At 68.1% G+C, this 22,678-nt stretch carries 15 protein-coding genes and 1 tRNA gene; 14 read left to right on the forward strand and 2 right to left on the reverse strand.

Annotation, left to right across the window (positions count from 1 at the left end):
• Positions 1-71 precede the first annotated feature (71 nt).
• From selD to ACQY5G_RS11555, 8 genes are all read left to right on the forward strand, one after another.
• Entirely contained in the window at positions 72-1,037 is a 966-nt protein-coding gene (gene selD, locus ACQY5G_RS11520; RefSeq protein ID WP_428278687.1) for a selenide, water dikinase SelD, read from the forward strand.
• A gap of 86 nt (positions 1,038-1,123) precedes the next feature.
• Positions 1,124-1,197 (forward strand) — tRNA-Ile (locus tag ACQY5G_RS11525).
• A gap of 60 nt (positions 1,198-1,257) precedes the next feature.
• A complete protein-coding gene (locus tag ACQY5G_RS11530; RefSeq protein WP_428274118.1) occupies positions 1,258-4,338 on the forward strand; it encodes a TonB-dependent receptor in 3,081 nt (1,026 codons plus the stop codon).
• A gap of 161 nt (positions 4,339-4,499) precedes the next feature.
• Entirely contained in the window at positions 4,500-7,772 is a 3,273-nt protein-coding gene (locus tag ACQY5G_RS11535) for a SusC/RagA family TonB-linked outer membrane protein (protein ID WP_428274120.1), read from the forward strand.
• Between the two features lie 21 nt (positions 7,773-7,793).
• On the forward strand, positions 7,794-9,125 hold the full coding sequence (locus ACQY5G_RS11540) for a RagB/SusD family nutrient uptake outer membrane protein (protein ID WP_428274121.1): 1,332 nt from the start codon (positions 7,794-7,796) through the stop codon (positions 9,123-9,125).
• Entirely contained in the window at positions 9,122-9,592 is a 471-nt protein-coding gene (locus tag ACQY5G_RS11545; protein ID WP_428274123.1) for a hypothetical protein, read from the forward strand. Before ACQY5G_RS11540 ends, ACQY5G_RS11545 begins: the two co-directional genes overlap by 4 nt.
• A complete protein-coding gene (locus ACQY5G_RS11550) occupies positions 9,579-10,139 on the forward strand; it encodes a hypothetical protein (protein ID WP_428274125.1) in 561 nt (186 codons plus the stop codon). The genes ACQY5G_RS11545 and ACQY5G_RS11550 overlap by 14 nt, the downstream gene beginning before the upstream one ends.
• 252 nt (positions 10,140-10,391) lie before the next feature.
• The gene (locus tag ACQY5G_RS11555; RefSeq protein WP_428274127.1) at positions 10,392-10,823 is read left to right on the forward strand and encodes an Hsp20/alpha crystallin family protein; all 432 of its coding nucleotides are present in this window, start codon (positions 10,392-10,394) and stop codon (positions 10,821-10,823) included.
• 82 nt (positions 10,824-10,905) lie between these two features.
• Here the strand turns inward: ACQY5G_RS11555 and ACQY5G_RS11560 are convergent, their stop codons facing one another.
• On the reverse strand, positions 10,906-13,428 hold the full coding sequence (locus ACQY5G_RS11560; RefSeq protein WP_428274129.1) for a zinc-dependent metalloprotease: 2,523 nt from the start codon (positions 13,426-13,428) through the stop codon (positions 10,906-10,908).
• Between the two features lie 235 nt (positions 13,429-13,663).
• On the opposite strand from ACQY5G_RS11560, the gene ACQY5G_RS11565 reads away from it, so the two are divergent.
• Positions 13,664-14,554: a hypothetical protein gene (locus ACQY5G_RS11565; RefSeq protein WP_428274131.1), complete on the forward strand. Its 891-nt coding sequence runs from the start codon at positions 13,664-13,666 to the stop codon at positions 14,552-14,554.
• A 96-nt stretch (positions 14,555-14,650) separates the two neighbouring features.
• Here the strand turns inward: ACQY5G_RS11565 and ACQY5G_RS11570 are convergent, their stop codons facing one another.
• Entirely contained in the window at positions 14,651-16,198 is a 1,548-nt protein-coding gene (locus ACQY5G_RS11570; RefSeq protein WP_428274133.1) for an SLC13 family permease, read from the reverse strand.
• 283 nt (positions 16,199-16,481) lie between these two features.
• Between ACQY5G_RS11570 and secD the strand changes: the two genes are divergently transcribed.
• From secD to miaA, 5 genes are read left to right on the forward strand one after another with little or no spacing between them, the layout of a single operon-like run.
• Positions 16,482-18,179, forward strand: a complete 1,698-nt coding sequence (secD, locus tag ACQY5G_RS11575; RefSeq protein WP_428274135.1) for a protein translocase subunit SecD — start codon at positions 16,482-16,484, stop codon at positions 18,177-18,179.
• Between the two features lie 13 nt (positions 18,180-18,192).
• Complete coding sequence (gene secF / locus ACQY5G_RS11580; RefSeq protein WP_420616543.1) at positions 18,193-19,125, forward strand: protein translocase subunit SecF; 933 nt, start codon at positions 18,193-18,195, stop codon at positions 19,123-19,125.
• 16 nt (positions 19,126-19,141) lie between these two features.
• Positions 19,142-19,927, forward strand: a complete 786-nt coding sequence (locus tag ACQY5G_RS11585; RefSeq protein WP_428274138.1) for a TatD family hydrolase — start codon at positions 19,142-19,144, stop codon at positions 19,925-19,927.
• Complete coding sequence (mutL, locus tag ACQY5G_RS11590; RefSeq protein ID WP_428274140.1) at positions 19,924-21,717, forward strand: DNA mismatch repair endonuclease MutL; 1,794 nt, start codon at positions 19,924-19,926, stop codon at positions 21,715-21,717. The genes ACQY5G_RS11585 and mutL overlap by 4 nt, the downstream gene beginning before the upstream one ends.
• A 26-nt stretch (positions 21,718-21,743) precedes the next feature.
• Positions 21,744-22,673: a tRNA (adenosine(37)-N6)-dimethylallyltransferase MiaA gene (miaA, locus tag ACQY5G_RS11595; RefSeq protein WP_428274142.1), complete on the forward strand. Its 930-nt coding sequence runs from the start codon at positions 21,744-21,746 to the stop codon at positions 22,671-22,673.
• The last annotated feature ends 5 nt before the right edge of the window (positions 22,674-22,678 follow it).

Genomic DNA, 22,678 nt, shown 5'->3' on the forward strand with positions numbered 1-22,678 from the left:
CCCGCCTGACCCAGTACTCTCACGGAGCCGGCTGAGCGTGCAAGCTCGGCCCGGAGGATCTGGGCCGCATCCTGCAGCACGTTCCGCTCGTTCCCGATGACCGGCTCCTCGTGGGACTCGAGGGTCCGGACGACGCCGCGGTGTATCTGCTCGACGACGGGGAAGCCATCGTCGCGAGCCTCGATTTCTTCACTCCGCTCGTGGACGATCCGGCGGACTTCGGCGCCATCGCGGCCGCGAACGCGCTCGGCGACCTGTACGCCATGCGGGCCCGCCCCATCTTCGCGCTCAACATCCTCGCGGTTCCGGCCGGAACGCTCTCGGACGAGATCGTGGGCGCGATCCTCCGCGGCGCGGGGGAAGTGTGCCGCGAGGCGGGGATCGCCGTGGCGGGGGGACACTCGATCGACGACGCGGAGCCGAAGTTCGGACTGGTGGCCATCGGACTCGGTGATCCCGATCGCCTGTGGAGGAAGGGCGGTGCGCGGCCGGGGGATGCGCTCGTGCTCGGCAAGGCGCTCGGAACGGGTGTCGTCACGACGGGGCTCAAGCGCGGCGTGACGGACCCCGCCGATCTCCGCGTCGCCGTCGATTCCATGCGGCAGCTCAACCGGGAGGCGGCGGCCGTCCTCTCCGGCTTCGACGTTCACGCGGCCACCGACGTCACCGGCTTCGGGCTCCTCGGCCACCTGCTCGAGATGTGCGGCGCCTCGGACGCGAGCGCCCGGATCCAGGCCTCGGCGCCGCAACTCCTCCCCGGAGCGCTGCGCCTCGCAGGGGAGGGATGCGTCCCGGGCGGCACGACACGGAACCGGGACGCCTACGCGTCGCAGGTGCGGTGGGATGACGCGGTCGCCGAAGACCTGCGGACCCTCCTTCTCGACCCGCAGACATCGGGTGGGCTGCTGGCGGCCGTCCCCGCGGGCGAGGCGTCATCCGCATCGTCCGCGCTCGCCGCTGCGGGCTACGCCTCCGCCGTGATCGGAGAGGTCATCGAGCGGGACGGTCCCGAGGTCGGGGTCGAGGTCGCACCGTGATCGCGCCGCGGAGGCGCGGCCATCCCGTGGCGGCCGCCGGGACGTTGGTCCGAAGCGTCGCGGCGCGTACGTTTCACGCTCCGTCCGGGCCCGTAGCTCAGCTGGTTAGAGCAGGGGACTCATAATCCCAAGGTCGCAGGTTCGAATCCTGCCGGGCCCATCTTCAGAATCCCCGAGTCCCTACGCGCAGTTCCACCACCGAGGAAGCAAGGAGTCGTCCATGCGGCCATGCCGGGTTCCGGTCTCCCGACGCGGGTCCACCCTTCTGTTCGCCGTGATCACGCTGTGCTGTGCCGCCGCGGCGGACGCGGCCGCGCAGGCCCAGGCGACCACCGGCGTCATCCGCGGGGTTGTCCGCGATCCCGTGGGAGCGCCCGTCGCCGGCGCCGCCGTGATCATCGAGCACCGCGCGACCGGCTTCGCGACGACCGTCGTGACGGGCTCCAACGGGGCGTTCGTGCGGACGCTCCTGCCGCTGGGGGTCTATGATGTTACCGCCCGGGCCGTGGGCCAGTTCGGCGACGAGCGTACCGAGGGGCTCGTACTCCGGGTGGGAGAGGTCGTCGACCTCGTACTCGAATTCAGGCCCGTCGCCGTGGCCGAGCTCACCGTGACCGCGGACCGGACGCCGCTCGTCGACACCGAGGACTCGTCGAGTTCCCACCGGCTCGCCGAGGAGGTCGTCGACAACCTGCCCAACAACGGTCGCAACTTCCTCGACTACACGCTCCTCACGCCGGGCGTCTCCGTCTCGCAGGGTCCGGACGGCGAGGTCCTCAACATCGGAGGACAGCGGGGGATCTTCAACAACGTTTCCGTGGACGGAGCGGACTTCAACAACCCCTTCTTCGGCGAGCAGCGGGGCGGCCAGCGACCCGCCTTCACCTTCAACCAGGACGCGATCGAAGAAATCGTCGTCGTGAACCAGGGGGCGTCCGCGGAGTTCGGGCGCTCCGCGGGAGGCTTCGTGAACGTCGTCACGAAGTCGGGCACGAACGAGTTCACGGGCTCCGCGCACTATTTCGGCCAGTGGGACGCGATCTCCACGGCCTACCCGAGCGAGCGCGGGGGCGGAAAGCCCGAGTTCGGACGCGGCCAGTTCGGCTTCACCTTCGGCGGCCCGATCGTGCGAGACAAGGCGTTTTTCTTCGTCGCCTACGACCAGCAGGAAGCGAACGAGACGAAGCAGTTCACGCGCAACGTCGTGAACCGGTCCGAACTCGATAAGCTGGAGAGCTTCCTTCACGCACAGTGGCCCGGTCTGTTCGATGAAGAGTTCGGCCCGATCCACCGCACCGACGACAACCGCGCGCTCGTCGCGAAGCTCGATTTCAACCTCAGCGACCGCCACCAGGCGTCCTTCAAGTACAACTATACCTGGTCCCAGCAGGTGAACGGGACATTCGACGTGGATTCCTGGGGGCTCAGCGCCAACGGCCTGGAGGAGGACTTCTCCCACGCGATCAACGCGAGCCTCAGATCGCAGCTCTCCAACACCGTCTCCAACGAGTTCCGCTTCCAGTACGCGCGCGAGGACCGGCCCCGGGGCTACGACGGACCCCTGCTCCCGGGCTCCGCCCCGCCGCCGCAGCCGGCTTTCTCCGCGATCGGCGGCCGCCCCTTCCCGGACATCGCGATGGACTTCGCGGACGGGTTCCGCATCGGGATGCCCTTCTTCCTCCCCATCGACCCGGGCTACGACACCCGCGTCCAGCTCGTCGACAACCTCTCCTTCCTCGCGGGGGACCACCTGCTAAAGGTCGGCGTCGAGTACAACCGGACGGGGGTCGGCCAGCAGTTCATCGGCTTCGCGAACGGGCTCTACAAGTTCTCCTCCGTCGACGGATTCATGAACTTCGTCACGCAGGGGAACCGGTACGTCACCTGCTCCGACGGTTCCGACAGCGCGGAAGGCGTCTGTCCGCCGGGAACCGCGATCACCGGCCCCGTGCTCCTCTACCTGCAGGCCCTCACGCTGGGGAACACCCCGGCCGACCAGCTGGGTCTGCAGGACTTCTCGATGCACGAACTCGGGCTCTTCATCCAGGACACATGGCGCCCGCGCGACAACCTCACCCTGAACCTGGGCGTGCGCTGGGAAGGGTCGTGGCACCCGGGGATGTTCATCGAGCCCGGGGACACCTTCTACGGACCATGGATCGGGACCTCGGGCTTCCCGTCGGACGGGACGATTCCGGACGACCTCGACAACTTCCAGCCGCGCTTCGGGCTCGCCTGGGATCCACGGGACGATGGGCGCACCCTCGTCCGCCTGAACGCCGGGTCCTACTTCTCGCGCATCCCGATGCTGGTGTTCGCGCAGCACCGGACGACGAACGGCGCCTTCCAGGGCACGCAGTTCGCGGCCAGCGACGCGACCTTCCTTCCGCCGCCGCCGCAGATCGGGGAGTTCCTGACGCCGCCACCGCCGGGTACGCCGCCCTTCCAGCCGGGTGTGAATATCGCGGACCGCAACCTCGAACTGCCGCTGACCTGGTCCTTCAACGTCGCCGTGGAGCAGGCGCTGAGCGAGAACGCGGCGGTGACGCTTTCGCTGCAGCACGCCCGCACGGACAACCTGTTCCGCTTTGTGGACCGGAATGCGGCGGAACTCGGCGCGCCCTTCGCCGAGGGGGCCAGCGCGCTGGGGACGGTCACCGTGACGGAGAGCAGCGCCCGCTCCCGCTACAACGCGATCACGCTCGGACTGCGCGGGGAGGCCGCGCTCGACGGAAGGCTGAGTTTCGACGCGAACTACACGCTGGGCTTCGACAGGTCGGACGACGATAACGAACGGGACCCGTTTAACTTCTTCTATGCGACCGCAACCGATTTCGAGCCCGAGTACAACTGGTCGATCCGGGACCGGCGGCACCAGCTGACCGGTTTCGCGCTTTTCGATCTCGGGCGCGGGATCGTCCTCAACCACGTCTTCAGATACCTCTCCGCATCGCCGATGTCGGAGAGTTGCGGCCCGACCGCGGCGAATCCTCTCGCGGCCCCCGCGGGTCAGCGCGCGGGAGCCCCGGGGGACCGCGTGTGCGCCGATGGCTCCGTTCTCAGGCGCAACACGCTCCGGCGCGAGAACGACTTCTTCACATGGGATCTGCGACTCTCGAAGGCCTTCGATGTCGGGGGCGGGCGCACGGTCGAGCCGATTCTGGAGGTCTTCAATCTGACGGGCGCCGACAACTTCCTCGACACCGCGCAGACCGGTCTCCTGTTCAACTTCGACGGCACCATCCGGAGCGGCCTCGGCGACACGCGGCGGGCTCAACTCGGGATCCGCGTCCGCTTCTAGCGGTCCGAGCGCCGCCGCTTTTCCGGGGTCCCCTTTACGACGATTCTGTGCGGATGTATAAATCGTGGAACGTTTAAGTTATGTTGGACCGTGGAACGAGTTGAAGGAACCGGAAGCGGACCGTTCGGTCGTTTCCGACCCTCCAGCCCAAGGAGTGCCGCATGAAAGGCATCGCTTGTCGCACTATCGGAGCATGGGGAGCCGCCGTCTTCGCGCTCGCCTGCCTCGCACCGGGCCTGAGTGGCCAGGGTGCGGGCAGCATCGCGGGCCAGGTGACGGAAGAGGGCTCCCTCCGACCGCTGTCGTCCGTGCAGGTGTTCATTGAAGGCACCGGCATCGGGACGTTTACGAACGCCAGCGGAGACTTCGTACTGCTCAACGTACCCGCCGGCGAGCAGACGCTTACGGTTCGCCTGGTCGGCTATCGCCAGGCTTCCGAGACCGTGACCGTCGCCGCCGGCGAGACCGAGACGGTCGACTTCGCCCTCATCGTCACCGCGGTCCAGATGGACGAGATCGTCGTGACGGGGACCGGCGTCGCGACGGAGAAACGCAGGCTCGGCCACACGATCGCGACGCTGGATGCGGCGGAACTCGAGAACGCGCCGATCTCCGACTTCAGCCAGTTCATCGCGGGCCGCGAACCCGGCGTCGTGGCGCTGCCCTCTTCGGGCTACACCGGCGAGGGCGCCCGAATCCGCATCCGCGGGTCGGCGTCGTTGTCGCAGCTGAACGAACCGATCGTCTACGTTGACGGAATCCGCGTGGACCGCTCCGCCGTGCAGAACTTCAACGGGCAGGGGAACCCCTCCCGCCTCGACGACATCCCGCCCGAATCCATCGAGCGCGTCGAGATCCTGAAGGGCGCCGCGGCCGCGACGCTTTACGGGACGGAGGCCTCGAACGGCGTGATCCAGATCTTCACGAAGCGGGGCAACATCGGAACGCCGCGCTTCACGCTGCGGGCCGACCTGACCGGGATCTCCGTGCCGACGAACCGCATTCTGCCGCTCGCGGACTTCGCCGGCCGGGCCTGCTCGAGTCCCGGATGCACGGGAGACGGCGACGCGCAGCGGCTGGCGGATGCCGTCAGCCTGATGTCGAACCGCTGGGGAGAGTCCGTGTCGCCCTGGACCCCGGTCGAGCGCGACCTGATTCCCGATCTGCTCACCACCGGATTTGGCCAGACGTACTCCGGATCCCTCCAGGGTGGAACGAGCGTCTTCCAGTACTTCGCCTCCGGGCGCCTCGCCACCGAGGACGGCCCGTACGACGCGGCGCAGAACTTCGATCCGGTGGAGGGGCTGGACCCCGAGAACGACACCAACCGCCGCGCATCGATCCACACCAACTTCACGCTGATCCCGAGCAGCGACCTGCGCATCGGCGTGACGACGCTCTATTCGGACATGGAGCACCACACGCCCGACAACTCGAACAACATCTACGGCGTGTTCTCATCGGCGCTCATGTCGCAGCTTCGGCTCGCCAACAACGACCCGGAGCTCGGGGCCGTCAACTATTACGGCCAGCCGGCGTTCGCCACGCTGCGCGAGAACGCCTACCAGCTGAACTTCGTGAACTCGCAGCACTTCGCGGGATCCGCGAACATCGACTTCTCGCCGACCGAAGCGTTCAACCTCAACGGAACCTTCGGCATCGACTTCACGTCCGACGACGCGGTGAGCTTCCGGCCCTATCGGTGGAACGTGGACGGCTTCTCGGGCGCGACCCCCGAGGGGAACCGGAACGTCAACGAGAATCGCAGCCGGGAAATCACGGCCGACATCAAGGGCTCCTACGTCTTCAGCACCGACCGGATCGAGAACACGCTGCTCTTCGGCGGCCAGGGATTCCTGCGCCAGGCGCAGTCGGCAGGCGGTAGCGGACGCGACTTCCCCGGCCCCGGCCTGGAGACGCTTTCGGCGCTGGGTTCCGAGTCCTCGTTCGAGAACTGGCTGCGGGTGACGCAGCTCGGCGGCTACGTGCAGGACCAGATCGGATACGACAACTGGCTCTTCCTCACGGTGGGGGCGCGCTGGGATGCCAACTCGGCGTTCGGTGAGGCCTTCAACACCGCCTTCTACCCGAAGGCCAACTTCGCCATCGTCCCGAGCGAACAGTGGGACAGCGAGGTCTTCTCGTCGATGCGGATCAAGGGTGCCTACGGTACGTCGGGGTTGCAGCCGGGCGCCTTCGACAAGTTCACGACGTTCTCGTCGCTGGGCACCGAGGTGGGTCCCGGCGTCCAGCCGTCGAATCTCGGCAACGAACAGTTGAAGCCCGAGGTGTCCACGGAGCTGGAGTTCGGGATCGACCTGGGTCTCTTCAACGACCGGTGGTCGGTCGAGGCGACCTGGTGGGATCGCACGGTCACCGACGCCATGGTGGCGCGGCAGTTCCCGGTCACGGGCGGATTCACGCAGACCCAGCTCGACAACATCGGCGAAGTGCTCGCCTCCGGTATCGAGTTCGGGATCCGCGGCAACCTGATCCAGGCGCGGGACATCTCGCTCAACGTCTTCGCGAACACGGCGTTCCTCTCCGAGGAGATCTCCGACATGGGGGGAGCGCCTCCGCTCAAGACCGGCGGCAGCTACCCGCGCTACCGCAACTACCTGGTCGAGGGCTTCACGCCGGGCGCCTTCTTCGGTGCCCGGGTCGCCGATGTGGCGATCCCGCTGAACATTCTCGATCCGGTCGACGGCCAGTGCGTCGTGCCGACGCGCGATCAGGCGCTTGCGTACTTCAGTCAGCCGCGCAACCCCAACAGCTTCAAGCCGCTTGCGATCGGCAACGAGGACTTCGGGGTCCCCAACGGCGAGCTGGCGTCGCACAACTGCGGAACCGGATTGCTCGACACGCACCTCGGCAACCCGACCCCGGACTACGCGGGCTCCTTCGGCTTCGACCTTGCGTTCCTGGGCAACTTCCAGCTGACGACGCTCATGGAGTACAAGTTCGGCCACCAGGTGCAGGATCTCTCGGGCATGTTCCGGCGCGCCAACAACTTCATCGGGCGCAACACGCCGCGCTCGGCGGAGCTGTACTCCACGATGCTGAACCCGGGCTCCTCGGCGGACGAGCGGCTTGATGCGGCGGTCGCCTGGGCCCACGAGGTCGAAGGTCTCTCGCCGATGAGCGGCATGAACGGGATCTACGACGCCGATTCGATCCACTGGCGCGAGCTGTCGCTCAGCTATCGCGTACCGGCGGGGGTCATCGAGCGCTGGGGCTTCTCGGCTGCGACGGTGAACATGGGCGTGCGCAACCTGATGCTCTTCATGCTCGGCGATTACCCGGGCATGGACCCGGAGGGCAACGTCCTCGGGCGCTGCAACGGCGGCCTCAACTGCAACTTCCTGAATTCGACGGAAGGGTGGGGCATTCCGGTCCCGCGGCGCTTCACGATGTCCGTCCGGCTCACTCTCTAGATCATCCAAGCGGGGGAAACCATGAAGAATCGATATCTCAAGGCCTGTCTGGCCACGCCTCTTCTGGCCGTTTTCGCGCTCGGATGCGGCGACCTGCTGGACGTCAACAACCCCAACGACCTGGTCGAAGAGGACGTTCGCCAGGAGGCGGCCGCGTCCGCCGTCGTGAACGGAACGCTCACGCTCGTGGCGTCTTCCGTGTCCCAATCCTGGCAGCCGTACCTGGTCGCGTCCGACGAGATGCGCTGGATCGGCTCAAGGGATGCCTGGCTCTCGCTCGACCTCGGATTCGTGGATGATCCGCTGAACGAGTTCATCGATGGCCCGTTCCCGGCCATGGGACAGGCCCGGTGGATGAGCGACGAAGCCATCGAGATCCTGCAGGAGCATCACGGCAACAACCCATCCAACTCGATCAAGACCGACCTGGCTCGTGCGTACATGTACTCCGGCATCATCTACATGGTGATCGGAGAGATCCAGGAGGACTTCGCGTTCTCGGACAAGACGGAGAGCGGACCTCCGATCGGACCGGGCAACATGTCCTCGGTGCTGGACGGTGCGATCGACAGGTTCTCCTCGGCCATCTCCGGCTTCAATGAGGTGGGAGACATGGACATGGCGACCCGGGCGAGGGCCCTTCGCGCCCGAGCCAGGCAGTCCCGCGCGATATGGGACGCGATCAACCCGTCGCCATCCGGAAGCGGGCTGGTGTCCTCGGCCGACGCGGGCGCGGACGCCGCCGCGGTGCTCGCGAGCGTCCAGCCGGACTGGACGCACAACCTGACGTTCTCGAGCGCCAGCCGCACCAACTCGATGGCGTCGTGGGTCAACGACCGCAAGGAGAACCAGATCGATCTCTCGATCGCCACGGTGGACGACCAGAACGACATCAACGGGATCGCCCTCCAGGATCCCATCGATGGCGTTGACGACCCGGCGGTCATCAAGTGGCTGAATCAGTGGAAGGGCGGAAGCTACCTCGACAAGGGCGGGGTCTATCCGCCTCTGACGTTGACCTCCGCCCGGATGATGCACCTGATTCTGGCCGAAAACGCGCTGGCGGGCGGGGATTCCAACGGCTTCGCCATGCACATCAATCACATCCGCGCGCTGGACGGCGTCACCCCGTACTCCGGCCAGATCTCCGAGATGGAGATGCTCCAGCACACGCGCCGGGTGAACGTGCTGCTGCAGGGCCTGCGCCTGGCGGACATGTACCGGTGGGGACTCACGGATCCCAAGTGGCAGGGCTCCTCGGCCGCGTTGTCGCAGCCGGGTACGATGCTCCCGATCTCGATCATCGAGCTGCGGGCGAACTGCCACCTGAACGGCCTGGGTTGCGGAGGTTGAGACCGCGGGAGAGGCGGCCATCCCCGGCCGCCTCTCCCCTCCTGGGTCTGCCGCTCCTGCTGGCGGCCGCCACCCTTGGCGGCTGCTCGGCGATTCTCGATGACCCGACGCCCGAGAACATCCATTTCGCGATGCGGGGCGAGGCGGGCACGCGGGTCCGGGCGATCTACTCCACGCAGTTCGTGGCCGGCCTCAACGAGTTCGGCGTGACGCGGGTGCAGGTGGTCCGGGCCGATACCGTCGTTCACGAGATCCCCTTCCAGCGTACGGTGGATATCTCGATCGACCGGCGGTGGTTTGTCCAGGCGGAGTCGCTGGACGGGGATACGCTTTCGGTTAACGTCATCGTGAACGTGGACGACCGGGGTCTCGTCGACGAATCCGGCGGGATCTTCCCCGGCGAACCCTGGCACTTCGTCTACTCCTTCAACCAGCTTCTGACGCGAGACCTCGATGTCGCATTCTGATTCTCCGACGGTCGGCCGCGCGCGGCGGCGTCGGCTCGTCGCCCTTCTCTGTGTCCTGCTCACGGTTCCGGGCTGCTATTCCTACAGGCTCGCCGAAGAGCCGCCTGTGGGCGCCGTGGCGCGAATGCGCGTGCCGCTCCAGTCCGCGGTCGCCAATCCCAATGCGCCTCCCGGGACGGTCGCGATCGAGGGGAAGATCATCAGCGTGGGAGATTCGATCCGGTTCGAAGCGAGCACGCGGCACACGGTTGGCATGTTCCGCGATGTCGTGCAGTACGACACCCTGAGCGTGGCCCGGGACGGTCTCGTGAGCATCGAGGTGCGCGAATTCTCGACGACGAAGAGCGTCCTTCTCGGCGCTGGACTCGTGGCGGGCACCGCGGCCCTCGCGGCCGCCGCGGCGGGGGTCGGGGGAGGCGACGCCGGCGCTGGGCCGGGCACGGATGCCCCCCAGGCGTCCACCGCGGTGGGCGTTTCCGTACCGGTGACCTCGATCGGACAATGGTTCGGGCGAGCGCTGCCCTCGCTCCTCGGGCTGAGGCCCTGACGGACACCCTCCCACGATAATGTCCGGCGGCCGCCTGCCGATTTGGCATGGCGCGTCGAGATCAAGCCCGTCCGGACGGCAGTTCCGCGCCTGTGTGCTGTAGCTACGGCATAAGGGTGCCCGCCGCCGCACCGATCTCTTGGCACGCCGATTGCACATCCCTCCAGTGGCCGCGCCGCGGGCGCCTTTACGGGACCCGGTTGCGGATCGAAGGCACAAAACCGATCCAACAATTCGACGGAGGGTATCGTCATGCTACCGACCATCATTCACCGCGCGCCGAGCCGCCGCCGGGGGGACTTCGACTTCGACCGGCTGTTCAACGGCCTGCTCGACCTCGATCGATCGAGCCGTTCCGTGGCGGCCGCGGATCTGTACGAGACCGAGGAGGGTTACGGCCTCGAACTCGAACTGCCCGGATTCAGGGAGGCCGAGATCGACGTGACCGTGGATCGCGGCGTGCTCACGATCTCGGGCGCGCGTTCGGAGGAGGAAGAGGAGGAGGGCCGCACGTACCACGTGCGCGAGCGGCGAAACGAGCGGTTCACGCGCAGCTTCTCGCTCCCCGCCTCCATCCGGGGTGAGGACGTCCACGCACACCTCGACGCCGGCGTGCTCACAGTGGAGCTGCCGAAGTCACCGGAGGCGAAGCCGCACCGCGTCGCCGTAGGCGGCACGAAGTAAGTCGTCGCGCGGCAGCCGCTCATGCAAGAAGGGCCGGGGGAGTTCCCCGGCCCTTCTCGTTTCCGTTCCGTCTCCCGTCGGCTCAGTCGGGGTCGAGGATGTCGTCGATCCTGGCCAGGGCGTCGCGCAGGTGGAGGTCCGTCGTGCGGTCGAGCCGCTGCCGGAGGGCGCGTTCGATTGCGTCCTGAAGCCCGTGGAGTTCGCCCCGCACGAAGGCCCGGATGTCCGACTGGGACACGTCCACCGAGGTGAAGAAGTCGGAGAGGCCGCCGAAGAAGAAGAACGGGAGCGAGAGTTCCTGCGTCATCAGGTACTCGAGCCGCTCCAGGTGCCCGCGCTGGAGATTCCGCCGGTAGACCCCGATCGAGGCGCCGGTTTCCAGCTCTCCCCAGATCGAGGCGCGCAGGTCCTCGAACATCTCGCCGAGGCTGTAGTGGTCGTCCCCGTTCCGGGCTTCCGCCTCGATCAGCCGCTGCATGCGGCCGGGGTCGAGGATCAGGTTCACGACCCGAACCTGGATGCCCCGCAAGCGGTCCACGGTCGACGGGTTCTCGATCTTCGAGAGGATGTCCTCGTCGACCATCCACGTGGGCGGGTCGAAGGCCTGTCGCGCGAAGAAGTCCATGGCGCGCCGCTGCGTGGCTTCGTCCACGAACTCGTACACCGGGCCCTCCTGCCCGATGCGCTTCCGCGTGCGCGTCACCCCGCCGACCACGGTCGCGACGTGGCCCATGTAGCGGCTCCACTGGCCGATGAGGTTGTTGTAGAGTTCCGCCAGCTCCTCGTAGTTCTCGCCCTCGCGGCCGTCGCTGCTCCACTCGATCAGGTTGGGCAGGATCCGCTTCAGGTTCTCGATGCCGAGGTCGCTCGCCTCCATCGCGTCGGAGCCGATCGCCTCCGTCTGGGAGGTCGGATCGATCGGGGTGCCGTCGCCGAAATGATAGACCGGGTCGTCCTCCACCTCGCGAATCCAGGCGTCGAGCGTGGCGCGCTCCCCGTCCGTGTCCTCGTCCAGGATCGGCCGGTAACCCCAGTTGACCGAGAAGAGGTCGTACGGACCGACCCGCGGATCCGTACACGCGCCCTCGTCCTCGGGCTGCGCGACGTAGTTGAAGCGCGCATAGTCCATGATCGACGGGGCGACCCCGTTGCGGCACACGAATCCCGGCGCCCGCAGCGAGTCCACCGAAAAGCCGGAACTTGATTTCATATTGTGCGGGAGCCCGATCGTGTGGCCGACCTCGTGCGCGGCGACGAAGCGAATCAGCTCGCCCATGACCTCGTCTTCGAAGAGGGCGCGGCGCGCCGCCGGATTCACGGCCCCGGTCTGAATCAGATACCAGTTCCGGAGCAGGTTGGCGACGTTGTGATACCACTGGATGTCGCTCTCCAGAATCTCGCCCGTGCGCGGGTCGTGGACGTGCGGCCCGGAGGCGTTCTGCACCTGAGACGGGAGCCAGCGGATCACGGAATAGCGCACGTCCTCCGGGCTGAACTCCGGGTCCTCCTCGAAGGAGGGCGGCATGCGCCCCTGGATCGCGTTGCTGAACCCCGCCGCCTCGAACGCCTCCTGCCAGTCCTCGATGCCCTGAATCAGGTAGGGCCGCCACTTCTCCGGCGTCGCCGGGTCGAGGTAGTAGATGATGGGTTTGACCGGGTCGACGAGTTCGCCGCGCCGGAAAGCCGCGGTGTCGCTCGGCTCCAGCCGCCAGCGCGTGATGTAGGTGCGCGTGACGACCTTCTGGTCGCTCAGGCCGTAGTCCACCTGGTTCACGTTGAAGTACCCGACGCGCTCGTCGTGCAGCCGCGGCTGCATCGGTTCGTCCGGGAGCAGGACCATCGACTGGTTCATCTCCATCGAGATCGAGTTCGTGCTCGCGTTCGACGGAGGCGTCTGCGCGTTGTAGGTGAGGACGTGCCGCACTTCGACGTTGCGGGGGAAGCTCTTGATCCAGTCGACGTAGGTGCGGTTCGAATCCAGCGAGCGCACCCGGTACGCCTCGCGGCGGGACTGGCTCAGCCCGAACATCGGGATGTCGGACTCGAACAGCGGCGTGGCGTCGATGACGACGCTCGTCGAGTCGTCGTTCAGCGCCTCGATGTCGAAGGCCCGCAGAATCGGCTCGAAGTTCGCGCCCCGCACGGCCCGCGCCACCGGAAGGGCCTCGTCCGCCACGTTCGTGTGTCGCACGACGCGGAGGAAGATCCGCTCGTCGTCCGACCCGTTCTTCTCCCAGCGAATGACCTGCGTATTCGCCTTCTGGCCGCCGTAGCCCATCCCCTCGGGAACCGACGCCAGCCGGCTCACGAGCAGGATCTCGCGCCCCAGAATCTCGTTCGGAATCTCGAACAGCCATTTGTCGTCCACCCGGTGGACGTGGACCATCCCGGAATCCGTGACCGCTTCCTCCGTGACGACTTCGGAATACGGTTCCGGTCCGTCGTCGTCATCCCCGCCGCCGCGGGCGACGGGCCCACCTCCGCTCGAGGCGGATGGGCCGGGCGCAGGCCGGGCGAAGGGCCGGATGCAGCCCGTGGCCACGACGAGGAGCGAGAGCGTCAGGATGAGGACGAGAGGGCGTGTGTTGCGCGCGATCTGGACCATGCTGTTGGCTTCCCGGTTCGGGTATGTTGTGGGCGGGCCCCGACGGCCTTCGACCCGGGCGCCCAACGTAAGCGGGGGTGGAATGGCGGGCCAACGCCGACGGCCCATCCGCATTGACGTATCCGCCTTGTAAAGCGTAGGGTTCCAGCAGTTACGCCCGGTCTCGTCGACCGTCCCCGCGGTGAAAGGCACGCGTGCGGAGGGCGCGACGTCTTACTTTGAAGGAGGTACTCCAATGCGCATCCGCACCCTGGCTCCCTTTGCCCTGGCTCTGAGCATCGCCTGCGGCGGGGCGGAGATGGAAGAGGCCGCGACGGAGGAGATGACGGAGGCGATGGACGACGCCCCCGCCATGCTCGACGCCGATGCGGCGATGGCGACGATCACGGATTACTGGCAGACCCACTACAACATGGGTCACGGCAGCATGGTTGCGAGCAAGTTCGTGGAGGACGGAGTCCTCTGGGGCAGTTCCGGGGCCATGCTCTACGGAAGGGAAGCGATCGGCGAGGGCCTCCAATCGCGGATGGACGCGGGGAGTTCGGAGATCGCGATCCACCCCGGCGCCGCGATGGGGTTCGGCGACCAGGTCGTCGCGCGCGGACACTACGTGCTGACCGGCGGGGACGCCCGCAACTCCGGCTACTACATGGGCGTGGCCGAGAACGTGGACGGGGAGTGGGCGCTGAAGGGCATGGTGGCCAATCTCGACACACCCGACCAGACCATGTCGGCCGGCGCGATGATGGACATGCCGGAGGGGATGGGCGGCGATCTCGTCCAGGAGAGCAGCGACTACTTCGTCACGCACTACAACATGGGGCACGCCTCCATGGTCGCGAACACGTTCACCGAGGACGCGGTCGCCATGCTGCCCGGCGAAGGGGCGCGCGAGGGCCGCGCGGCCGTCGAGGAGGGGCTGCAGGCGCTGTTCGACGCGGGCGTCATGTTCAGCGGCATGACGACCTGGTCCGCGCACGACCTCGACGAGGGGCACGCGGTCGGAATCGGCACCTACGGCACCGAAGACGGGGGCGCGGGGCACTACGCCGCGCTCTATTCGCGCGGCGAGGACGGGAGCCTGATGCTGCACTGGTTCCTGATGGGCGCCCACCAGGGGATGTAGCCGCCTTCTTGCCGGTCGGGTGGTCTCAGAGGGCGACCCGACCGGCAGCCCCACTCTACTCTCCGGCCCCATCTGAGGGGGGGCTCCGCAGTACGGCTAGGGGGTCACCGCCCAGTCGGGGAGGACGCCCGGTTCGATCCCGAACAGGAGCGGCCCGACGGCGCGGAAGATCAGCGTGATCACGACGGCGCCGATGAGGTTGAGGAAGAGTCCCGCCCGCGCCATCTCCGCGATCCTCACCCGGTTGCTCCCGAACACCACGGCGTTGGGCGGCGTCGCCACCGGCATCATGAAGGCGCACGAGGCGGAGAGCGTCGCCGGGACCATCAGCAGGAGCGGGTGAACGCCGGTCGCGACGGCGACCGCCGCGAAGATCGGGAGCACCATCTCCGTCGTCGCCGTGTTCGAGGTGAGTTCGGTGAGGAACGTCATCGCGAGGCAGATGACGAGGATCAGCACGAGCGGCGGCACCGTCGACAGCCCGCTGAACCCCTCTCCGACGAACCGCGCCAGCCCCGTGGCCTGGAAGCCGTGCGCGAGGGCGAAGCCTCCCCCGAACAGCAGCACGATGTTCCACGGAAGCCGCCGCACCACGTCCGGTCCCATGACGGTGGCGGATCTTGCGCCCGGCGACCTCGTCGGGACGAGAAAGAGAATGCAGGCCATCGTGATCGCGACGGTCCCGTCGTCGATCAGGTGACCGTAGGGCAGGAGCGAGGACCAGCCCGGGATCGTGACCCGGCCGATCTCGATCGGCGCGCGGAAGACCCACAGCAGCGCCGTCGAGGCGAAGACCGCGAGGATCGCCCGCTCCTCGAAGGCGACGGAGCCGAGCTTCCGCATCTCGGACTCCACGACATCGCGGTCGACGGTCACCTCCTCCGGCACGCGGAAGAAGACCCGGGTGATGAGTATCCACGCGAAGACCAGCATGAGCGCCGCGATCGGCAGCGCCATGACGAACCACACCCCGAAGGCGATGTGCGGGGCGTCCGGGAAGGTGATCGCGAAGATTCGCTGAAGGGAGAGGTTCGGGGGCGTGCCGACCAGCGTCGCGATCCCGCCGGCGGAGCAGGCGTACGCGATCCCCAGCATGATCGACACGGAGAAGGCGCGCGTGCTGCTGTGACCGAACTGCTCTTCCATGCGCAGGATGACGGCGAGTCCGACGGGGACCATCATGATCGCGGTCGCCGTATTCGAGATCCACATGGAGAGGAAGGCCGCCGCGAGCATGAAGCCGAGCACGATGCGGGCGGGACCGCCGCCCACCGCCCGGATGACCCAGAGGGCGATCCGCCGGTGTACGTCCCACTTCTCCATCGTGAGCGCGATCATGAAGCCGCCGAGGAAGAGAACGATCGTGCTGTTGAAATAGTGGGGCGCCGTCTCCGCGGTCCGCTCGATCCCGAGGATCGGGAACAGGAGGAGCGGGAGCAGCGCGGTCGCGAAGAGCGGAATCGCGTCGGTGATCCACCATGTGGCCATGAGGACCGCCACCGCCGCCATGCGGGTGACCTCCGGCCGTCCGGGCTCGAGGTCGAGCAGCAGCATCAGGAGGAAGAGGAGCGGTCCGAGCCACAGTCCGATGCGCTGGCCGCGCGAGCGCGTCCCGGATCTGTCCTCCGAACGGTTGTGTTCCATGCACTTCCTCGCCGGCTCCGGGCCCCGGATTCAGGCTCCGCCCGTGCGGGCGGGGGCGGTGCGCCGCCCGAGATGGCGGACCGCGGCGGAGGAACGTACCATCCGACGCGAGATGCCGCGTAGTTTCCTCTCACGGGCCGCTGGGCTAGCTTTGCGTCCCTTTGCCACGTCGCAGCGACGGTGCCCGGCCCGGCCGGGGTCGCTCGGGCCCCGCCGCGGGCCGCGATCACGAAACCCACGAAGAACGGTGACAATCTAGATGTTCGGTTCGGTACGATGGCGATTGATCTGGATCGCCGTTCTGGTAGCCATTTGCGGTTTCGCCCTGGTGCCCGAGACGATCGTGGACGAAGTCACGGGCGAGTCCGAGCGGGTCTGGCCGCTCAAGCTCGGACTGGACCTGCAGGGCGGGATGCACCTCGCGGTCGAGATCTACGACCCCGAGGGCGCCCTGAGCGGGCAGGATCTCGACGATGCGGTCGAACGCACGCTCACGACGATTCGGAACCGGATCGACGAGTTCGGCGTCCGCGAGCCGACGATCCAGCGCTCGGGCAACCGCATCATCATCGAACTCGCGGGGGTCGACGACCCGGAGCAGGCAAAGCGGATCGCCACGGAGACCGCGTTCATGGAGTTCAAGATCGTCACGGACGGTCAGGAATTCATGGACGCGCTCGAGCGGATCGACCGCGCGATCGTGAACGAGGTGGGGATCGAGAACCTGCAGGTCACGACGCTCGAGACCGAGCCGGAAGTCGACCTGAGCGACATCCTCGGCGGCGGCGCCGATTCCGTTGCGGCGGAGGATCCGGCCGAAGAAGCCGACGAAGCGGTGGAAGAGGATCCGGCCGCCGACTCCCTCGCGGCCGAAGGGGACGACGCGGAGACGGCGGATGCGGCTGAAGCGGCGAACGAAGCCACGGCTCGGCCGCTCTCGGCCCTTCTCGGACAGGGACGGATCCTCGGAGAGTATCTCGTCCCGCAGGAGGATCAGCCCACGGCGGCGGCGTGGCTCGAACTCGAGGGCGTCCGGGACGCGCTCCCCAGGGGCGTCACGCTTCACTGGGGAGTGGAGCAGGTCGGGGCGGGCGCGGGATCCTACGTGCCGCTCTATGTGCTCGAGGCGGAGCCGTTGATCACGGGCGACATGCTTCAGGACGCGGGGCCCGCGAACCGCGATCCGACGTTCAACCAGCCGATCGTTCCCTTCGAGACGACCCGGCGCGGCTCGCGGGTCTTCGAGCGCGGTACGGCGCGCAACATCGGCGAGAACATGGCCATCGTCCTCGACGACCGGGTCCAGAGCTACGCGGTCATCCGCAGCGTCCTGAGCCGGCGCGCCCAGATCGAACTCACCCCGGGAGCGTCCTTCCAGGAGGCGCAGGAGCTTGCGCTCGTCCTTCGGGCCGGTGCGCTGCCGATGCCGATCGAGGTCGTCGAGGAGCGCAACGTGAGCGCCTCGCTCGGCGAAGACTCCATCCGGCAGGGCCGCACCGCCTTCATCATCGGAATCGTCGGCGTGATCATCGTCATGATGATCTACTACCGGGCGGCGGGAATACTCGCCGTCGGGGCGCTGCTCACGTACGTCATTTTCATGCTGGGCGGCCTGGCCGGCCTCGACGCGACGCTCACCCTGCCGGGCATCGCGGGTCTCATCCTTTCCATCGGGATGGCGGTGGACGCGAACGTCCTCATCTTCGAACGGGTGCGAGAGGAACTCGCGGCCGGGAAAACGCCACGCACCGCGGTGGACGCGGGGTTCGGCAACGCGCTGTCGGCGATCGTGGACGCGAACCTCACGACGCTCATCACCGGGATCATCCTCTTCCAGTTCGGGACCGGCGCGGTGCGGGGCTTCGCGGTGACGCTGTGCATCGGGATCCTCGCGTCGTTCTTCTCCGCGATCTACGTGACGCGGACGCTCTTCATCATGTACCTGAACCGACGCGGCTCCCGGGAGTCCGTGAGCATATAGGAACGAAGTCATCATGAGGGTCTTCCAGAACGCGAACTACAAGTTCCTTTCCATGCGCCGGCCGGCGTACTTCGCGTCGGCCGCGATCATCACGATCGGCCTTCTGTCGATCGTCTTCCGCGGCGGGCTGCGGACGGGGGTCGAGTTTACCGGCGGCGTGCTGCTCGAGGTCCAGTTCTCGGAGACGACCGACGTGGGTCAGATCCGTGACGCGCTGACGGCCGGAGGCACGACGGGCGTTCAGATTCAGCAGCTGCGGACGGTCGGAGCGGAGACGTTCGACTTTCTGCTGCGCGTGCCGGTCGGGGAGGAAGAGGACCAGAACGCGATCCGGGACCAGATCAGGACGAGCCTGGAGACGCAGTACTCCGCCGCGAGCTTCGAGATCGCGCGCGGCGATACGTTGAGCGCCAAAGTCGGCGACGAGTTCCAGCGCACCGCGGTCATCGCCGTGCTCCTCTCCTTCCTGCTGACCCTGATCTACCTCGCCTTCCGCTTCGAGTGGCGGTTCGGCGTGGCCGCCGTCATCGCGACGGTGCACGACATGCTCATCACCTTCGGGTTCATCTCGCTGTTCGACATCGAGATCAACCTCGCCACCGTCGCCGCGATTCTCACGATCATCGGGTATTCGCTCAACGACACCATCGTCGTCTTCGACCGCGTGCGGGAGAATCTCAGGAAGAAGCGGAAGGAAGCGTACGACGTGACGCTCAACCGCAGCCTGAACGAGACGCTGCCTCGAACGGTCCTCACGAGCGGCACGACGCTGATCGCGCTGCTTTCGCTGGTCGTCATCGGGGGCGCCGTGATTCGGCCCTTCGCCGGGGTGCTCATCATCGGAGTTCTCGTCGGGACGTATTCCTCGATCTTCGTGGCGTCTCCCGTTCTCGTCGAGATTCACGAGCGGGCGCGCAAGCGCGCCGCGATCGCCGCCCGCGCCTAGCCACGGGCTGCCAGGGGTGGCCGGAGCCCGTACGACGCTTTTCGACTCGCACCTTCATCTGACCGCGGCCCGCTTCGCCCCCGACCTCGACGAGGTGGTGGATCGGGCGCGCGCGCGGGGCGTGAGCCGCATGGTCACGATCGCCTCGGATCCCGAGGACGCGGAGGAAGCTCTGGCGCTGGCCGCGCGGACACCCGGACTGTGGGCGACGGCCGGACTCCATCCCCACGCGGCGGACCGGACCTCGGCCGCTCTCATGCGCGAGATCGAGCGCATCGCCGAAGCCCCCGAGATCGTCGCGATCGGGGAAACGGGCCTGGACTTCCATTACGACAGTGCGGCCCGGCCGGCGCAGCTGGAGAACTTCGAGGCGCACCTCCGGATGGCGGCCCGGCTCGGTCTGCCGATCGTCGTACATTCCCGCTCGGCGGAGGACGAGACGGCCGAGCGGGTGAGGGAGTACGGCGACGGCGCCACGGGAGTGCTGCACTGCTTCACGGGAGGCGAAGCACTCCTCCACGCCGCCCTGGATGCGGACTGGTACGTCTCCTTTTCCGGCCTCATCACGTTCGTCCCCGAGCTTGCCGAGTGGGCCCGCGTGGTGCCGGACGACCGGCTCCTCATCGAGACGGACGCCCCCTACCTCGCGCCCGCCCCCCGCCGCGGTCGCCGAAACGAACCCGCCTACCTCACGCACACGTGCGAGCGGCTGGCGGAGGTGCGCGGGGTGTCCTTCGAGGAGGCCGCGGTGCTCACGGCGGCGAACGCCTGCCGCTTCTACGGCCTGCAGGACGCGGCATGAACCGGCCGGGCACGGGTGGCGTGCAGATCCTGCCCGACCATGTCGCGAACCAGATCGCGGCGGGCGAGGTCGTGGAGCGTCCCGCCTCCGTCGTGAAGGAACTCGCCGAGAACGCGGTCGATGCGGGTGCGAGACGCGTCGAGGTCGCGATCCGCAACGGAGGGAAGACCGAGATCCGGGTCTCGGACGACGGGAGCGGAATGACTCGCGAGGACGCCGTACTCGCGCTGGACCGGCACGCGACGAGCAAGATCCGGAGCGTGGACGATCTGCGGAGCGTCCGCTCGTTCGGCTTCCGCGGCGAGGCGCTGCCCTCCATCGCGGCCGTGAGCCGATTCGAACTGCACACGGCCCTCAGCCCGGAAGAGGGGGTGAGGGCGCGGGTCGACTTCGGGCGCATCCGCAGCGTGGATGACGTGCCGCGCCGGCGCGGCACGACGGTGACGGTCCGGGCGCTGTTCCATGACCTTCCGGCGCGCGCGAAGTTCCTCAGGACTTCGGCCGCCGAGACGCGGGCCGCGGGCGAAGCGCTCGTGCTCCTCGCGCTTGCGAACCCCGCCGTCGGCTTTCGGTTCGAGTCGAATCGTCGCGCCTCCATGGATCTCGCCCCGGCGCGGGACTGGCTCGGACGGATCGGCCAGCTCTGGGGAGACCTCGCCCCCACGCTCATTCCCGTGGAAGGTGCGGGCGGCCCCGTGCGGGTCCGGGGCTTCATCCAGCGGCCCGACGCCGCGCGCGCGAGGGGAGGGCGCCGGTACACCTTCGTGAACGGACGCCCCTTCCGGGATCCCGCTCTCCTGCGGCTCGTGGATGAGGCGTTCCGGACGACGGTCGTCGAGGGCCTTCGGCCGAGCCTCTTCCTGCGGATCGAGACGCCGCCCGCATCCGTCGATGTCAACGTTCATCCGGCCAAGGCGGAGGTGCGTTTCCGCGACCGCGAGAGCGTTGAGGAGGCGGTCCGCGGTGCGGTGCGCGCCGCGCTGGCGCGGCTCGATTCGACGAAACCGGTCGGAGTCCCCGGCGAGGCGCCCGATCCGGAGCGCGGCCATCGAACGCCCTCCCCCGGCCGCGGCGCGAAGTCCCGCGGCGAGCCGCCCGCGGAGATGCCGCAGTTCGCCCTCTTCGTCTCCGGACGGGACGACGCGGGCGGACCGGCCGAGCCGGGGGCCGAAAGCGGCGCGGGCGGGGAGGGGACCGCGGCGGAGGCGCCGTTCGTCGGCCCGGAACTTTGGCAACTCCACGACCGTTACATCCTGGCCGCGACCCGCGAGGGGCTCCTCATCGTCGACCAGCACTCGGCACACGAGCGAGTGCTCTACGAGGAGATCATGGCGCGGTTCGAAGCGGGCGGCGGCACCTCCCAGGCGCTCCTCTTTCCGGTCACGCTGCAGTTCTCGCCTCCGGAGGCCGACGCGCTCGAGGATCTCGCCGGACTGCTCGCCCGGCAGGGTTTCGAGCTGGAGCCGTTCGGCGAGCGGACCTGGATTCTGACGGCGGCCCCGCAGCCCCACTCCCGGTTCGACGCCGAGCGCTGTCTGCGCGAGATGGTGCGGGAACTGGCGGAGGGCTCCCCGCTCGTGAACGCCGCGCGCAACCAGCACGAGCGTGTCGCGATGAGCATGGCGTGCAAGGGAGCGATCAAGGCGGGAGAGCCCATCTCCCCGGAAGAGGCGAGGGAGCTCTTCGACCGGCTGTTCGCGACCCCGCTGCCCGGGCACGATGTCCATGGCCGCCCGACGATCGTGCGCCTGAGCGTCGAGGAGCTCGACCGGCGGTTCGGCCGCGGGTAGCCGCCGCGCCCGTGGGGAGTTCACCCGTGCCGGCCATCGCGGGGCCTACCGCCTCGGGCAAGACGTCCGTCGCCATCGAGCTTGCGCGCCTGCTGGACGGCGAGATCATCTCCATGGACAGCCGCCAGGCGTACCGCGGCTTCGCGACCGGGACCGCGGCGCCCTCCGCGAGCGAACTCGCCGCTGCGCCGCACCACGGCGTCGGCTTTCTCGACCCGCACGAACGCTACGGCGCGGGTCGGTTCGCACGTCTGGCGACTCGCTGGCTCTCCGAGATCCGGACGCGGGGGCGCGTCCCCATCCTCGCCGGCGGGACGGGGCTTTTCCTGCGTGCGCTCACGCACCCGATGTTCGAGGAGCCTCCGCTCGATCCGGCGCGCCGCGCGGCGCTACACGCTTGGCTGGATCGGCTCGAACGCGAGGAACTCGTACGCTGGGCGGCCCGCCTCGATCCGGCGCTGGCGGCGCGACACCGCCCCCTCGACCGGCAGCGGGCGGCGCGCACGGCGGAACTCGCGCTCATGACGGGCGAGCCGCTCACTCGCTGGATGACGCGCGCCCCGACCGAGCGCGCACCGCTGCGCACCGCGACCTTTGTGTTGGAGTGGCCCGCGCCGCTCCTGCGCGAACGGATCGCGCGCCGCGCCGAGGCCCTGGTGCGGGGTGGCGCGTGGCTGGAGGAGGTCCGGGGTCTCCTGGCACGCGGCCTCGACGGATCCCGCGCCTTCGACGCGCTGGGCTACGCGGACGTCGCGGCGCTGGTTCGGGGCGAGGCCGACGTCGACGAGACGATCGAGCGCGTGTCGAGGGCCACCTGGCGCTACGCGCGCCGGCAGCGGACATGGTTCCGGCACCAGCTTCCGGACGACGCCGTCGTCCTCCAGGTGCTGGACGAGTCGACGACACCGGGGCAACTTGCGCGCCGCATCGCAACAGACTGGCGCGAATCAGGATGAAGACG

The sequence above is a fragment of the Candidatus Palauibacter sp. genome, assembly GCF_965261555.1.
GTDB lineage: Bacteria > Gemmatimonadota > Gemmatimonadetes > Palauibacterales > Palauibacteraceae > Palauibacter.

Bases quoted from the DNA above. Each gene is read 5' to 3' on its own strand.
- ACQY5G_RS11570 (WP_428274133.1), bottom strand. From the start codon at position 16,198: ATGGAACACAACCGTTCGGAGGACAGATCCGGGACGCGCTCGCGCGGC.
- ACQY5G_RS11565 (WP_428274131.1), top strand. From the start codon at position 13,664: ATGCGCATCCGCACCCTGGCTCCCTTTGCCCTGGCTCTGAGCATCGCC.
- ACQY5G_RS11530 (WP_428274118.1), top strand. From the start codon at position 1,258: ATGCGGCCATGCCGGGTTCCGGTCTCCCGACGCGGGTCCACCCTTCTG.
- ACQY5G_RS11555 (WP_428274127.1), top strand. From the start codon at position 10,392: ATGCTACCGACCATCATTCACCGCGCGCCGAGCCGCCGCCGGGGGGAC.
- ACQY5G_RS11535 (WP_428274120.1), top strand. From the start codon at position 4,500: ATGAAAGGCATCGCTTGTCGCACTATCGGAGCATGGGGAGCCGCCGTC.
- mutL (WP_428274140.1), top strand. From the start codon at position 19,924: ATGAACCGGCCGGGCACGGGTGGCGTGCAGATCCTGCCCGACCATGTC.
- ACQY5G_RS11540 (WP_428274121.1), top strand. From the start codon at position 7,794: ATGAAGAATCGATATCTCAAGGCCTGTCTGGCCACGCCTCTTCTGGCC.
- ACQY5G_RS11550 (WP_428274125.1), top strand. From the start codon at position 9,579: ATGTCGCATTCTGATTCTCCGACGGTCGGCCGCGCGCGGCGGCGTCGG.
- secF (WP_420616543.1), top strand. From the start codon at position 18,193: ATGAGGGTCTTCCAGAACGCGAACTACAAGTTCCTTTCCATGCGCCGG.
- ACQY5G_RS11560 (WP_428274129.1), bottom strand. From the start codon at position 13,428: ATGGTCCAGATCGCGCGCAACACACGCCCTCTCGTCCTCATCCTGACG.